General features: G+C 43.9%; 17 protein-coding genes and 1 tRNA gene. 16 read left to right on the top strand and 2 right to left on the bottom strand.

Annotation, left to right across the window (positions count from 1 at the left end; genetic code table 11):
* Positions 1-104 precede the first annotated feature (104 nt).
* Genes MKS91_RS01580 through MKS91_RS01570 form a run of 3 tightly spaced genes read left to right on the top strand, consistent with a single transcriptional unit; the run spans position 105 to position 1,871 of the window.
* Positions 105-500, top strand: a complete 396-nt coding sequence (locus MKS91_RS01580) for a hypothetical protein (RefSeq protein WP_258569090.1) — start codon at positions 105-107, stop codon at positions 498-500.
* Positions 501-551: 51 nt separating this feature from the next.
* Positions 552-1,457: an aspartate-semialdehyde dehydrogenase gene (locus tag MKS91_RS05300; RefSeq protein ID WP_258569089.1), complete on the top strand. Its 906-nt coding sequence runs from the start codon at positions 552-554 to the stop codon at positions 1,455-1,457.
* A 3-nt stretch (positions 1,458-1,460) separates the two neighbouring features.
* Positions 1,461-1,871 (top strand): hypothetical protein, encoded by a 411-nt coding sequence (locus MKS91_RS01570; protein WP_258569088.1) that lies wholly within the window; start codon positions 1,461-1,463, stop codon positions 1,869-1,871.
* On the opposite strand, the gene MKS91_RS01565 is transcribed toward MKS91_RS01570, so the two are convergent.
* A complete protein-coding gene (locus tag MKS91_RS01565; protein ID WP_258569087.1) occupies positions 1,872-2,168 on the bottom strand; it encodes a FimV/HubP family polar landmark protein in 297 nt (98 codons plus the stop codon). It abuts the gene before it with no gap.
* 66 nt (positions 2,169-2,234) lie between these two features.
* Between MKS91_RS01565 and truA the strand changes: the two genes are divergently transcribed.
* The 3 genes from truA to MKS91_RS01550 are packed head-to-tail and all read left to right on the top strand — an operon-like array spanning position 2,235 to position 4,749.
* Positions 2,235-3,023, top strand: a complete 789-nt coding sequence (gene truA / locus MKS91_RS01560) for a tRNA pseudouridine(38-40) synthase TruA (protein WP_258569086.1) — start codon at positions 2,235-2,237, stop codon at positions 3,021-3,023.
* The gene (locus MKS91_RS01555; RefSeq protein WP_258569085.1) at positions 3,016-4,209 is read left to right on the top strand and encodes a TraI domain-containing protein; all 1,194 of its coding nucleotides are present in this window, start codon (positions 3,016-3,018) and stop codon (positions 4,207-4,209) included. Before truA ends, MKS91_RS01555 begins: the two co-directional genes overlap by 8 nt.
* 6 nt (positions 4,210-4,215) lie before the next feature.
* Positions 4,216-4,749 (top strand): CvpA family protein, encoded by a 534-nt coding sequence (locus MKS91_RS01550; RefSeq protein WP_258569084.1) that lies wholly within the window; start codon positions 4,216-4,218, stop codon positions 4,747-4,749.
* Here the strand turns inward: MKS91_RS01550 and MKS91_RS01545 are convergent.
* A complete protein-coding gene (locus tag MKS91_RS01545) occupies positions 4,746-6,149 on the bottom strand; it encodes a hypothetical protein (RefSeq protein ID WP_258569083.1) in 1,404 nt (467 codons plus the stop codon). The genes MKS91_RS01550 and MKS91_RS01545 overlap by 4 nt on opposite strands.
* Positions 6,150-6,282: 133 nt before the next feature.
* Between MKS91_RS01545 and MKS91_RS01540 the strand changes: the two genes are divergently transcribed.
* The 10 genes from MKS91_RS01540 to nuoF all read left to right on the top strand — a co-directional run bounded on the left by MKS91_RS01540 (position 6,283) and on the right by nuoF (position 13,128).
* Positions 6,283-7,548, top strand: a complete 1,266-nt coding sequence (locus MKS91_RS01540) for an MFS transporter (protein WP_258569082.1) — start codon at positions 6,283-6,285, stop codon at positions 7,546-7,548.
* Positions 7,538-8,251: a triose-phosphate isomerase gene (tpiA, locus tag MKS91_RS01535; RefSeq protein ID WP_258569081.1), complete on the top strand. Its 714-nt coding sequence runs from the start codon at positions 7,538-7,540 to the stop codon at positions 8,249-8,251. Before MKS91_RS01540 ends, tpiA begins: the two co-directional genes overlap by 11 nt.
* Positions 8,230-8,517: a preprotein translocase subunit SecG gene (gene secG / locus MKS91_RS01530; protein WP_258569080.1), complete on the top strand. Its 288-nt coding sequence runs from the start codon at positions 8,230-8,232 to the stop codon at positions 8,515-8,517. Before tpiA ends, secG begins: the two co-directional genes overlap by 22 nt.
* Positions 8,500-8,588, top strand: a tRNA-Leu gene (locus MKS91_RS01525). Before secG ends, MKS91_RS01525 begins: the two co-directional genes overlap by 18 nt.
* A 17-nt stretch (positions 8,589-8,605) precedes the next feature.
* A complete protein-coding gene (gene ndhC, locus MKS91_RS01520; RefSeq protein WP_258569079.1) occupies positions 8,606-8,965 on the top strand; it encodes an NADH-quinone oxidoreductase subunit A in 360 nt (119 codons plus the stop codon).
* 1 nt (position 8,966) lies between these two features.
* On the top strand, positions 8,967-9,452 hold the full coding sequence (locus tag MKS91_RS01515; RefSeq protein WP_258569078.1) for a NuoB/complex I 20 kDa subunit family protein: 486 nt from the start codon (positions 8,967-8,969) through the stop codon (positions 9,450-9,452).
* Entirely contained in the window at positions 9,449-10,099 is a 651-nt protein-coding gene (locus MKS91_RS01510) for an NADH-quinone oxidoreductase subunit C (protein ID WP_258569077.1), read from the top strand. The genes MKS91_RS01515 and MKS91_RS01510 overlap by 4 nt, the downstream gene beginning before the upstream one ends.
* Positions 10,096-11,349 (top strand): NADH-quinone oxidoreductase subunit D, encoded by a 1,254-nt coding sequence (locus tag MKS91_RS01505; protein WP_258569076.1) that lies wholly within the window; start codon positions 10,096-10,098, stop codon positions 11,347-11,349. The genes MKS91_RS01510 and MKS91_RS01505 overlap by 4 nt, the downstream gene beginning before the upstream one ends.
* A complete protein-coding gene (nuoE, locus tag MKS91_RS01500; protein ID WP_258569075.1) occupies positions 11,346-11,831 on the top strand; it encodes an NADH-quinone oxidoreductase subunit NuoE in 486 nt (161 codons plus the stop codon). Before MKS91_RS01505 ends, nuoE begins: the two co-directional genes overlap by 4 nt.
* Positions 11,824-13,128 (top strand): NADH-quinone oxidoreductase subunit NuoF, encoded by a 1,305-nt coding sequence (gene nuoF / locus MKS91_RS01495; RefSeq protein ID WP_258569074.1) that lies wholly within the window; start codon positions 11,824-11,826, stop codon positions 13,126-13,128. Before nuoE ends, nuoF begins: the two co-directional genes overlap by 8 nt.
* Positions 13,129-13,133: the final 5 nt, after the last annotated feature.

The raw sequence follows: 13,133 nt of genomic DNA, 5'->3' as shown, positions 1-13,133 counted from the left end.
ATTTTAAGGGGTATGATTGGGTGTTGTCAAGATGGGGCAGAGGTTTTTATAGACAAGATTAAGGATGTGGGATAGAGTGAATTGTTGATAAAAAGAGAGAAAACATGTCATTATTGTCGTATTTATTGCCGTGTTGTGTGAAAGCGGATGAAGAAAAGAAGCCATTGATGGCAGAAGCAGTGAAAACACCGGTAAAAGTTTCTGGTCGGGATAGTGTCGATTCAGGGCGGGGAAAGTCTCCTTTTAGGGTGAGATTGATGATTCAAAAAAAGTCAGGTTATGATGTGAGTCATGAAGATTATCTTATTGATGGGTCAGAGTTGCAGGATGGAGCGGGTAAGATAACAAAAGCATCTGTAAAGATATTGTTGGAGAATAAAGGGTTTAAGTCCTATCCAAATCATTTCTATAAATGGGAAATAGGAGATGGAGATATTGAGATTGGTGCAACTTTAGTTTCTGTTGTTGCTGAGAAGACAGCGATGAAGCGTTCTCGTTGAGTAGATGGGGGTAATCCCGTATCTTAGAGTCATACTGAATAGGAGGTTTGGGTGAAGGTTGCGGTTGTGGGTGCCAATGGGATTGTTGGGCGTCAGATGTTGGGGATTTTGTCTTCTTGTGAGGTGGAATTATATGCCTTGGGACGCCGTTCAGTTGGGCAAGTGATTGATGTGGGTGAGATGTCTTATCCAGTGTCTGCCTCAGAGGATTTTGACTTTGGTGCTATGGATGGTGTTGTGATGAGTGCTGGGCATGTTTGTGCCAGTCAGGTTAGAGCATCATTGGGTGGGGCTTGGTTGATTGATAATAGTAGTGCTTTTCGTAGAGAGGATTCTGTGGCATTGGTGGTTCCTGAGATCTTTCAAGAGACAGTTGGTCAGGTGGTAGCAAGTCCCAATTGTGTGGCAATACCGATGGTGTTGGTATTGTCATTATTACAAGAGTGGGGGCTTGAGGGTGTTTGGGGTTCGACGTATCAGTCGGTATCCGGTGCAGGGATGCAAGCCATGCGAGACTTGGATAGTCAGCAAGGGGTGTATGACTCTGTGCGAGCTGAGATTGGTTCTATGGGTGATGATGGGGTCACGGGTGAGGAAGATAAGATTCAGTATGAAGTGAATAAGATATTGGGGATAGATATCCCCGTATCCGTGATGGCAGTGAGGGTTCCGGTACGATATGGGCATAGTATGCATTTAAGGGTAACCTTGGCATCGACGGTGAATATGAAAGAGCTACTTGAGAAATTTAGGGATTGTCCTTATATTAAATTATATGAAGATGCAGTTCCTGAGCCTAGAGATGCTAAGGAGTGTCATCAGGTTCATGTTGGTCGAGTTCAGGTTAAAGACCGGGTTGTGGGTCTGTGGGTTGTATCCGATAATGTCTATCGAGGTGCCGCTTGGAATGTATGCGAAATTGCAAAACGATTTTTTGCAGTCAAAGAAATGAGGTGAGTTATGGTAAGTAAGAAGTCAGGGGATATAACCCGAACAGATGATACAGAGTCTGGTGGTGAGGTTGGTGGTCAGGCGTCTGAAGACAGCTATGTGCAGATTCTGAATCAATTGGGTGTGGATACGCAAGCCATGAGCCTTGATGAGGTCAGGCAAATGATTCAGCAGTACAGTGCAGAGGGTGCGATTAAAGGTGCTAAAGTCATTGATTTAAAGACGGGAAAAAGTGTCCAAACCTTTAAGTCGAAGAAGGATGAAGGGCGGACGATTGCGGTGAAGAAGTCCAGTGATGAGCCTTTAACGCGAGCTGAGATGGAGCAGCAAAAGAAGGATGAAGACTATAGAAAGGGTTCGGACAAGGAAGACAAGCCTGCGCCAGGAAAGCCATTCAGTCCACCAAAGATGACAAGGTAGTTAAATTGACCTAAGTAGTTGTTTTGCTCTCTCTTTTGTGATAGGATTTGGGGATTGGTGTAGTTCGTTAAGAATGGTTTGGGCCTCGGATGTTTGTCCGATGTCAATGAATGCTTCTGCGAGGTCTAGGCGAGATTGTTCGCTGTCTTCGCTTCCCATGAAGTTATATTCATCTTTGCCAACATGGCACCATGTTGATGTGGTGGCATGTTCTCTAAAGACTGCAATAACGATTAAAGCGCTGATCGATAATGATGCGGCAATGAGAGTGAAAGATTCTGCGGGTGAAAGTATCATGGGGTTTGCGTTCTTTGATCTTAACTATAGCATATAATAATTTAAAAGGTTTTCCTAGGGGGGGGTGTGAGACGAATTGCAATGGGGTTGAGTTATATTGGTGAAGCTTACCATGGTTTTCAATGCCAGGATGATTATATATCGGTTCAAGAACATCTTGAAAAAGCCATATCTCAGATAGCGGATCATCCTGTGAGGATCTCTTGTGCAGGGAGAACCGATAAGGGGGTGCATGCATTGTTGCAAGTGGTGCATTTTGATACGTCGGTATCGCGTAGTCTCCAGGCATGGGAAAAAGGTGTTAATGCGCATTTACCGGATGATATATGTATCCGTTGGGTGCAAGAAGTGGATGGGGACTTTCATGCGCGTTTTAGTGCCAGGAGCCGACGGTATGTGTATGTGTTGCAACATCAGGCTAGAGACTTGTTTTTAGCAAGATACAGCTGGTATGTTGGGGTGCTAGATATTGCCTCAATGCAAGAGGCTGCTGTGGGTCTGTTGGGTGAGCATGACTTTTATGCATTTCAGTCAAGGCATTGTCAGTCGGATCATGCGATACGGTGTATTAAAGAAATACGCTTTGAGCAAAAAGGTCAGTTAACGTATTGTCATATTGAAGCCAATGCGTTTGTGCACCATATGGTCAGAAAGATTATGGCAACATTGGTTGCTGTAGGGCAGGGAAAGATGGCCATTCATGCAGTGAGGGAAATACTTCAGGAGAAAAATCGTGAGGCAGTACCTGGACAAGCTCCGGCAAAAGGTTTATTTTTAAGAGCAATTGGTTATTCAAATCGGTATGTGTTTCCGGATGGAGATGGTAGTCAGTTATTAGGAGAAATGGATGTTTAGAGATCAAGGTGGGTCATATAATCAAAAAGAGTTTAATGAGCTGGCTGTTTTTCCAATTGTCTCGGGTAAGAAAGTTTTTGCAAAGCCGATGTATGCGGATTATATCACGGCAGTAGAGCGGGTGGTTAATATTAAGCCTGAGTTATTTCAACTATTGTATGTGGATTTATTGCGTCGTTATGCAACATATGTACAGGCGTTGTCAGTACCTAGAGATAAGTTGCAGCAGAGCTTGTTAGATCGGTCGTTGAGACGCGCATTGGGTGTGGTTCGGCATTGTGCGCCTAAGGTGATTGCCAATAATGGGTTTGGTTATGATGTTGATCGACTGATTTATGCATTGTTTTCAGCAACACTTTTGTCAGGAATCGGGCGGGCGTTTCAAGACCGTCGTGTGCTTGTTTGTGAAACAGATGGCAAGTATGTGAAGACATGGTTTCCAAATTCTGGGTTGATTCAGGGGAGCTTTTATAGAGTTCGAGCAATTGCCAGTCAGGATGAAGCGTTTGTGAAGCAAATGCATTTGGTCTACGCGCAAGTTGTGATGCCAGAGGTTGGGATGTCGTGGTTGACTGAAGAACCATTTTTGTTTTTGGCATGGGTTAATGCGTTATCTGATGTGCAATCTGGGTTTTCTGAATTAGAGGTTGAACTTGATGTGGAAAAATTGGCCAAAGGTGTGGGTGAAGATATGGACTTTGAACAGTCTGTGGTGAGTCAGGTGCCACCAGAGTTGATGGAAGGTGAGGCTTTCTTGGCATGGCTGAAAGAAAAGATTCGTAAAGACTCAAGCTTAATTAACAAAGATGGCAGTGGCCTGCATCATGTGGATCAAGGGTTGTTGGTTGAGTTGGATCAGTTGGTTGAAACCTACCGTCAAGGTTTGGGGAAAGGGGTGTCTGCAAAAGACATTAAAGGCCAGTTTATGCAGCTTGGGGTGGCATCAGATGCGTTGTCTTATGGAAAAGTTGGTGGTTCACAGTTTTTTGGTAGGGCACAAAAAAGTGGCTTTGAGGCGGTCTTGATTGATAGAGATCAAGGATTGTTTGAAAGTGGGTCGTTGGGGCCAGTGGTGCAAGTCTCTTCTCAGGCGCAGCTTAGTTCTGGGGAGCGGTTTTTCTCTCGAGTTGGTGGATTGGCACAACAGTTTATGTTGGCGCATTCATCGAGTTCACAACAGCGGTAATGGATTATGAATGAAACAGTCGCAGCGTGGATTGCTGCATTAAATTGGTTTGATTGGGTGCTGGTTGTTGTGATCAGTATCTCTACCTTGTACGGATTGTTCCGTGGCTTTATTAAGGAGGCGGTGACGGTAACTGCTTGGATGTTGGCAGCATGGTTGTCATATGCTTATGCGGATGATTTGGCGACCCACTTGGATGGGTATATCGAGACTGCCTCGATGCGTGTTGCACTAATGGTATTGGCAGTTTTTGTGGTTGTGCTATCAGGTAGCTCTTTGCTCCGTAAAGGAGGGCATTGGTTAATCAATCAAGTCGGGTTGATGGGGCTTGATTATGTATTGGGGGGTATTTTTGGCTGTATTCGTGGTATGGTTGTCTCTTTGCTGATTATGGTCGGATTATTAAACTTAGGGTTTAGTAGCGATCATTGGTGGCAGAGTTCTTATCTGGTTGAGCACTTTAATGTGATCTTAGATCAAATACCAGACCACCTGCCACAAGATGTGAAGGTGGTCTATAAGCGTATCGCTATGCGCTAATTTGGGCTAAAGATCTCAACGGTAAAGGTATTGCCTTTTTGTGGAGGAAGGCTAATCTCTTCGCTAATGATCTCTTTTATTGAATTTTCTATCGTATGCTCAATGGCAAGGTCTTGTGTTTCCAGATGAAATATTTGAGTGATGTTATCGTCTTCCGGTAGGGTGATGCCTAAAGTAGGAAAGCTTACAAATTCACCATTAATTTTATAGAACATGGTGGGTGACATGGTTTGAGGGTCGCGAATATCCAGTTTAAAGCCTGTCTTGCTATCAGGAGATTGGGTGTATGACACCGAGCTAGAAAACTCACCATAAATATTGCTAAAGAGATAGCTTTCAGGGTGGATATTGGCTTTGAGTGTTAGTACACTTGTAGAGCTCTTGATTTCATGTATTTTTGCCTCTTTATAGCTTATATTCAGGAGGCCGTATGGACTCTTTTGATTCATGGTGTCAATCATGGATGCAAATTCTTCAAACTTTTTTTGGTCGGATGTGGCGCTTTCTTGGTTAAATGACGCGTTGAGTAAGAGTTGCTCGTTATCGGGTTTGATCGATACTTGGCCCTCTACTATACCAGACGAGAACGGAATGGATGAAGAGATTTTTGCTTTTGCATCTATTGGCTCGGTGACATTAAGGGACTGGGTATTGCCCATAGCAAGGTTAACCAGTGTTGTGTCGACATCAACATCTATGGCACTGGTTATAGGAAGTAGATGTTGTGCGATTTGATGCCAGTCCTCTGTAACAAATGGTTGTGTTGTTGCAAGGTCTGTTGATTCTTTTGCTTCCGGTAGGGTCATATCAAGTTGATTAATCCGGGTTTTTATTTTAAAGCGGTTTTCAGTTGAAGCGCTGCTGTCAAAGGAGAATGACTCGATGAAAAAGTTGGGTTCCTGATCGATATTGATAGCGAGGTCAGCAAAGGTAAGGGATATTAAGGCTGTAGGAGCCAGTACGGTATCACTTTGGGTATGAACAGTGGTTGAGAGTGATGAAACGCTAGCAGTGTTGTTACCTGCTGTAAAGCGAGCCTTGGGGAGGTTTAGGGTCAGTATTTCGTTACTTGGACTAAAATCACCGGTTACGTCAAATTTTGAGGTTGTGGCAATGGCCTCGGGGAATAGTGTGTGGGCATCGTTGAGTCTGTATGTGAAGCCGGTGCTGAAAAAATGCGGGGATATATAAGCATCAACGACCATGCCATTGATGGCCATTTGAGCATTGATGGTATTGCTAAGATAGTCAGAATTCATGAAGTTGATCTGAATGGCGCGATCATTTGCCGCAATTGCTTCTAGTTCTTTGGTGACATAGGATATTTTTAATGCTTGAATTCCAAGTAGAAGAATTCCAGCACTGATACATGAGCTGATGATGAATGTTCTTTTTTGCATTGGGTACTCCTTGTAATGTGAAATCTATTTTATATTAAGGGTCTAAAGAAAATATGTCAAATGTGCATTTAGCGATAGCACTTAGGATATTGATATAATATACTATAGTCACTGATAGTGACATTGGCTGAAAATGGTTTTGCGTTCATGGCGAAAAAAGCTACTACCCTATATTAACTGGGGAATTGCTGTATCGTGTTTTTTAGTGCAGTTAACGATTCAGGTGTCATCAGGTATGTTGGCGTCACAGTTGTCTCAAGAGTTTTCTCTTGATGCGGTTTCAGTGGCGGTGTTGATGGGGATGGTGTTTTATCCCAATATTTGTTTTCAGATTCCTGCAGGTATTGTCACAGATCGGTTTGGTGCTAGAAAAGTGCTGTCAGTAGGCGCGGTGGTCTGCTCAATTGGTGCTTATGGGTTTTCTCATGCAGATTCGTTTTTTTCAGCGTGTGTTTTTCGGCTTATTATGGGATCAGGCTTGTCTTTTGCTTTTGTTTCTATGGCCTATTTGATTGCCAATTGGATGCGAAAAGATGATTTCTCTAAGATGTTTTGTATTGCAGAGATGATTGCATTGTCGTTTACTGTTGGGGTGATGCGGTACTTGGCGGTGGCATTGCAAGAGATCTCGTGGCGGCTTTTTATTCAAGGGATATGTTATGCCGCGATGGTGTTGGCTGTTCTGGCCTTTGTGTGTATTAGGGATCGACCGGACTATTTAGAGGATCAGCAGCCTTTTATCAGTTTGGGGGATTTGTTGGTGCAGTTAAAAGGATTTTTAAAAGATCATATGATGTGGGCCAATGGAATATACTCAGGACTGTTGTTTTCATGTTTGAGCTGCTTTGTGGCACAGTGGGGGCCTAATTTCTTATCGAATGCAACCACCATGAGCTTTGAAGATGCGGCTGGTATGTGCACATTTATTACCATGGGGCTGGTGGTTGCCTGTCCATTATTGAGTCTGGCCATCCCAAAGGTTGTACACATTCGTTCGGTGATGTCTTTGTCTGCGTTGGTGACCTCCATTTTGTTGTCATTGGTGGTGATGTTTCCCATGATGGATTTGTTCATGATGCGGTGCTGTTTGTTCTTGACAGGATTTTTCTCAGCAGCGTATTTAATACCCTTTACGATCGCCCATTATTATGTACGGCCAGGGTCTAAAAGTACGTCAATAGGTTTTACCAATATGCTCTCAACGATTTTTGGGCCTTTGCTGTCTTTGTTGATTGCATGGCTGATTGACTTTCAGCATGATGCGGACTTATTATCATCGTATTCCTTGTATGATTATCAGTATGGGTTGAATATTTTACCCATGAGTATGTTTTTTGCTGCAATGGCGGCGTTTTTTGTGCCGATAGCACACAGACCAGGATTAGAACGTGACCTCTAACTTTCATATTTTCGGAAATTTTAAAATGCATGCTGCAGGGCGTTTATTAAGAGAGTATGCATCATTGGTGGGTGATACGCGTTTAGGGCTGCTGGTGCCTCATCCTTATTTGTCCCAAGCAGCACATTTATTTCAAGATACCCATGTTGTTGTGGGAGCACAGAGTGTTTCAGGGCATGCACAGGGAGCTCATACTGGTCAGGTGTCTGTTGGCATGTTGCAAGAGCTGGGTGTGGGTACGGTGATGATTGGTCACAGTGAGGTTAGGCAGCAAGGTGGCGATTTTAAAGCAGCGTTGGCATTGGCGCAGGCTGCGGGCCTTCGGGTGATTTATTGTATTGGTGAGGATATTTCTGCTTACGAGTCAGGAAAACGAGATGATGTGTTGTCAGCTCAGTTGGCAGATTTGACGACATTAGACCAGGTGATGGTAGCGTATGAGCCAGTTTGGAGTATTGGAACAGGGGTTGTCGCATCAGTTGATGATATAAATGCTGCGGTTTCAATGATTAGACAATGGTTGCTCGAAAATATTCCTGGTAATTCTGGAGAAGCTACGGTACTATACGGAGGTAGTATAAATGAAAATAACTGTGAGGCGGTAGCCGACGCAGATATTAACGGTTTTTTAATGGGTGGTGCATCACTAAAGCCCAAAGTAATGTTGGAGGTAGTCAAATTATGCAAACAGCGATCTTATTGATACATTGTATTGTATGCTTGTTTTTGATTGTATTGGTATTGGTTCAGCAAGGCAAAGGTGCGGATGCAGGAATTGTCTATGGTAGTGGTAATGCCAGTAGTGTTTTTGGTGCAAGTGGTAGTACGTCATTTTTGGTGAAAGTGACCACAGTTTGTGCCATCTTGTTTTTTGCGACGTCGCTCGCACTAGGAATGAAAGAGAATCAGTTGGCGCATCAACTTTTATCAGAAGTTGATGAAGATGTGATAGCCGAAGTGGTGGAATAGGTAGACACGCTGCCTTGAGGGGGCAGTAGCGGATTAACGCTGTGCCGGTTCGACTCCGGCCTTCGGCACCAGTCTTGGAGGGTTGGTTGTGGCGATGATGGAATATTTGCCGATTATGTTATTTTTGTTTTTGGCAATGCTTGTAGGGGGTCTCCCTGTTATTTTGGCGCGTATTGTAGCGATACACCGGCCGACCAAAGCAAAAATAGCACCATTTGAATGTGGCTTTCCTGCGCAGGGATCGATGCGTGTGCCTTTTGATGTTCGATATTATCTGGTGGCTTTGTTATTTATTCTATTTGATTTAGAAACGGCTTTTTTGTTTCCGTGGGCGGTGTCCCTGTCCGAAACTCAGTGGTATGGCTTTTTTGTCATGATGGCTTTTTTACTGATATTAACCATTGGGTTTGTTTTTGAATGGCGACATGGCGCATTAGACTGGAAGTAATATGGATGTTCAACAACAAGGTTACGGATTAACCAGTGTCGAGGAGCTGGTTGCCTGGGCACGTGGTGGCTCGATGTGGCCAGTGAGTTTTGGGCTTGCGTGCTGTGCGGTTGAAATGATGCATTGTGCTTCGTCTCGATTTGATATGGATCGATTTGGTTGGGGACTATATCGTGGTAGCCCCAGGCAGTCAGATGTGATGATTGTTGCAGGCACTTTATGTAACAAGATGGCATTACCCTTTCGACAAACGTATGACAGTATGCCAGAGCCAAGGTATGTGATCTCGATGGGATCATGCGCCAATGGTGGGGGGTATTATCATTACTCTTATTCTGTAGTACGGGGATGTGATCGTATTGTCCCCGTGGATATTTATGTGCCAGGTTGTCCACCTACAGCAGAGGCATTGGTATATGGTGTCATTCAATTGATGATGAAGGTGAAATACCGCAAACGCTGGGAACAAGATAGAGAGGGTGGATGAAAGAGGTTATCCAAAAGCTTTGGTTAAATATTGAGTGTCAGGAGTTAGATCAGTTAACCCTAACCGTTAAACCATCCATGATGGGGCAGATGATGACAGTGTTGCGTGATCATCCAGAGTTATTGATGTCGCAGCTATTGGATGTGTGTGTGGTGGATTACCTCCACTATGGTGTCGCAGAATGGGGGGGAGAGAGCTCAACGTCACAAGGCTATCCAAGGGCTGTAGCAGAAGTGTTGCCAGAGGAGTCTACCTGGACGGGGCCACGTTTTGTGGTTGTGTGTCACTTTTTATCTATAGTGCACAACCGTCGGTTACGGGTTCGAGTTCATTTGGGTGATGATTTAACAATGCCGACATTGTCTACGGTTTGGCCATCAGCATTATGGTATGAACGGGAAGCATATGATTTATTTGGGGTGATATTTTCAGGTCATCCTGATTTGCGAAGGATTTTGACAGACTATGGGTTTGTAGGTTTTCCTTTTCGGAAAGATTTTCCATTGATCGGAACGGTGGAGATGCGATATGATGGTGAAAAGGAACAGTGTGTGTATGAGCCAGTCTCTATAGAAAATAGAGTGGGTGTTCCCAAAGTGATCCGGGATGATCACCGTTACGTTAAGGAAGACAGGGCGCAATCGTGAAACAGGAATCACATTATACCATTAACTTTGGTCCACAGCATCCTGCAGCGCATGGTGTCCTTAGGTTGATCCTTGAGATGCAAGGTGAGACGGTTGTGGGGATTGATCCTCATGTGGGGTTATTGCACCGTGCCACAGAGAAGTTGGTTGAGTCCAAGCCGTATTTACAGTCCATAGGCTATATGGATCGATTGTGTTATATCTCCATGTTATGTAATGAGCATGCTTATGTGATGGCGCTTGAAAAGATGTTGGATATTGAAGTGCCTGTTCGGGCTGAGTATATTCGAGTCATGTTTTCTGAAATCACAAGGATCTTAAATCATTTGATGTGGTTGGCGGCTCATGGGTTAGATTTGGGTGCCATGAGTGTGTTCTTGTATTGTTTTCGAGAGCGAGAAGATCTGTTGGATATGTATGAAGCTGTTTCAGGGGCAAGAATGCATGCGACTTACTTTCGGCCTGGGGGCGTGAAACAAGATCTACCATTAAGCATGCCACAATATAAAAAGAGTAGTTGGAAGACTCAAAAGCAGTTGAGTCAGTTAAATGCTGCGCGACAAGGATCGTTATTAGATTTTATTGAGGACTTCACCAACCGTTTTCCAAAATGTATTGATCAATATGAAACCTTGCTGACTGATAACAGGGTGTGGAAACAACGAACTGTTGGTATTGGTGTTATTGAGCCAGAACGGGCGCAAGCTTTAGGGTTTACTGGGCATATGTTACGTAGTACAGGGATTGCTTGGGATTTGCGTAAGGTTCAGCCATATTCGGTGTATGATCGTTTGGACTTTGACGTGCCCTTAGGCAAAAATGGTGATTGTTATGATCGTTATTTGATTCGTATTCATGAGATGCGGCAATCCAATCGGATTATCCAACAATGTATTCAGTGGCTTAGAGACAACCCAGGGCCTATTTTGGCCGATCATGCTAAAGTTGTCCCACCAGTTAGGGTGGATATGAAGGATGATATGGAAGCGTTGATTCATCATTTTAAATTGTATTCAGAGGGATTTATTGTGCCTCCGGGAGAGGTTTACAGTAGTGTTGAGCATCCTAAAGGAGAGTTTGGGATCTATATGGTTTCAGATGGCGCTAATAAGCCTTATCGGATGAAGGTGAGGGCGGCTGGATGGCCACATCTAGCTGCAATTGGTGAATTGTGTCAAGGTCATATGTTGTCAGATGTCGTGACGATACTGTCATCGATGGATATTGTATTGGGGGAAATAGATCGATGATCTGTCGTGAAGATCAAACCAAAATAGATCACTGGGTTCAGAAGTTTCCTGAGCCTAAAGGGGCTGTTCTAATGGCCTTAAGAATCTTACAAGACCGACATGGTTGGTTGTCTGATGAATCCTTAGATGCTGTGGCAGAGTATTTGGGGATTGAGAAGGTTGATGTTTATGAAGTGGTGAGTTTTTATAGCATGTATCGACGTCAGCCTGGAGGCAAACACTATTTGAAAATATGTACCAGTTTATCTTGTTGCTTGACTGGGGCTTATGATGTGATTGCGCAGATTGAGTCGCAGTTGAATATTTCTTTAGGTCAAACAACATCGGATGGACAGGTGACGCTACAAGAAACCGAATGTCTTGGGGCTTGTCAGGGCGCACCGGTAGGGATTGTGAATGATGTTGATTATCATGAGCATTTAACGCCTAAATCAGTCGATCAATTGTTGGAGACTTTGCAGCAAGAGGTTGAACATGAATAAAGTTTGTTTAAGGGTCAATGATCCTGGCCTTGAGGCGTATCAAGCTATTGGTGGTTATCAAGTTTGGCAGAGATTGGTGAGTGGTGAACTCTCAGCTGAAGTGGTCTTAGAAGAAATCAAAGCGTCCAAGTTACAAGGCCGAGGTGGTGCGGGTTTCATGACAGGGATTAAGTGGGGCTTTATGAACCGTGATGCCCCGGGTGATAAGTATTTGGTGTGTAATTCAGATGAAGGAGAGCCAGGAACCTGTAAAGATACATTGATTCTTCGGCATAACCCCCACCAATTGCTCGAGGGGATATTAATTTGTGCTTATGTTATTGGTGCCAAAGTGGCTTATAACTATTTACGGGGTGAGTATATTAGAGAGTTTAATCAGTGCGAACACGCACTGGCAGAAGCGACCAAAGCAGGATTGGTGGGTGAGAATATTTTAAACTCAGGGATATCGATTCAGGTACATCATCTCTTGGGGGCAGGCTCCTATATTGTTGGTGAGGAAACGGCCATGATGGAGTCGATTGAGGGCAAGCGTGCCATGCCAAGGAACAAACCGCCGTTTCCAGCACAAAAAGGATTGTGGGGAAAAGCGACCACAATCAATAATACTGAAACTTTAGCCTCGGTACCCATTATTATCGAACGAGGAGGTGATTGGTTCAGAGGCTTAGGGGTTGAGAATTCTGCGGGTACCAAGATTTTCTGTGTGAGTGGGCATGTGAATAAGCCAGGGGTTTTTGAATTACCCATGGGAACACCTTTTACGGAATTATTAGAACGATGTGGTGGTGTTCGGTATGGTCGGTCTATTAAAGCGGTGATTCCTGGTGGAACATCAATGCGGGTGATTCCAGCAAAGCATTTAGAGGGATTGACGATGGATCATGATGCGATGCGGAAGGTGAACTCATCGATTGGTTCAGGTGGCGTGATCATTATGGATGACAGCACTTGTATGGTATCTGCTTTAACCCATATGATGCGGTTTTATCATGATGAGTCATGTGGTCAGTGTACACCTTGTCGTGAAGGCAGTGGTTGGATATTGCAGATGTTACAAAGAATCTTAAAAGGGCAGGCGTCATCAGGGTTGGTGGGGCAAATTCATGACGTTGCTAAAAAGATAGAGGGCAAAACCATTTGTGCATTTGGGGAAGCAATGAGTTGGCCAGTAACCAGTTTTATTGAGCATTTTTATGATGAGTTTGCTCATTTTGCAGAGCATGGTCAGTCATTGGTTCATGATCCAGCAAAAGGTTTTAGTTGGCATGAGCATGTGAATCGCAATGTGGAATAAGTAAT

The organism is Candidatus Synchoanobacter obligatus (assembly GCF_024259865.1).
In the GTDB taxonomy this organism is placed as follows: Bacteria; Pseudomonadota; Gammaproteobacteria; order Comchoanobacterales; family Comchoanobacteraceae; genus Synchoanobacter; species Synchoanobacter obligatus.
The sequence above is the reverse complement of the archived record's forward strand: the minus strand, read 5'-3'. Positions and strand labels throughout refer to the sequence as shown.

Bases quoted from the DNA above. Each gene is read 5' to 3' on its own strand.
- MKS91_RS01540 (WP_258569082.1), top strand. From the start codon at position 6,283: ATGGTTTTGCGTTCATGGCGAAAAAAGCTACTACCCTATATTAACTGG.
- MKS91_RS01515 (WP_258569078.1), top strand. From the start codon at position 8,967: ATGGATGTTCAACAACAAGGTTACGGATTAACCAGTGTCGAGGAGCTG.
- MKS91_RS01570 (WP_258569088.1), top strand. From the start codon at position 1,461: ATGGTAAGTAAGAAGTCAGGGGATATAACCCGAACAGATGATACAGAG.
- MKS91_RS01545 (WP_258569083.1), bottom strand. From the start codon at position 6,149: ATGCAAAAAAGAACATTCATCATCAGCTCATGTATCAGTGCTGGAATT.
- secG (WP_258569080.1), top strand. From the start codon at position 8,230: ATGCAAACAGCGATCTTATTGATACATTGTATTGTATGCTTGTTTTTG.
- MKS91_RS01580 (WP_258569090.1), top strand. From the start codon at position 105: ATGTCATTATTGTCGTATTTATTGCCGTGTTGTGTGAAAGCGGATGAA.
- MKS91_RS01510 (WP_258569077.1), top strand. From the start codon at position 9,449: ATGAAAGAGGTTATCCAAAAGCTTTGGTTAAATATTGAGTGTCAGGAG.
- MKS91_RS01555 (WP_258569085.1), top strand. From the start codon at position 3,016: ATGTTTAGAGATCAAGGTGGGTCATATAATCAAAAAGAGTTTAATGAG.
- nuoF (WP_258569074.1), top strand. From the start codon at position 11,824: ATGAATAAAGTTTGTTTAAGGGTCAATGATCCTGGCCTTGAGGCGTAT.
- MKS91_RS01550 (WP_258569084.1), top strand. From the start codon at position 4,216: ATGAATGAAACAGTCGCAGCGTGGATTGCTGCATTAAATTGGTTTGAT.
- MKS91_RS01565 (WP_258569087.1), bottom strand. From the start codon at position 2,168: ATGATACTTTCACCCGCAGAATCTTTCACTCTCATTGCCGCATCATTA.
- nuoE (WP_258569075.1), top strand. From the start codon at position 11,346: ATGATCTGTCGTGAAGATCAAACCAAAATAGATCACTGGGTTCAGAAG.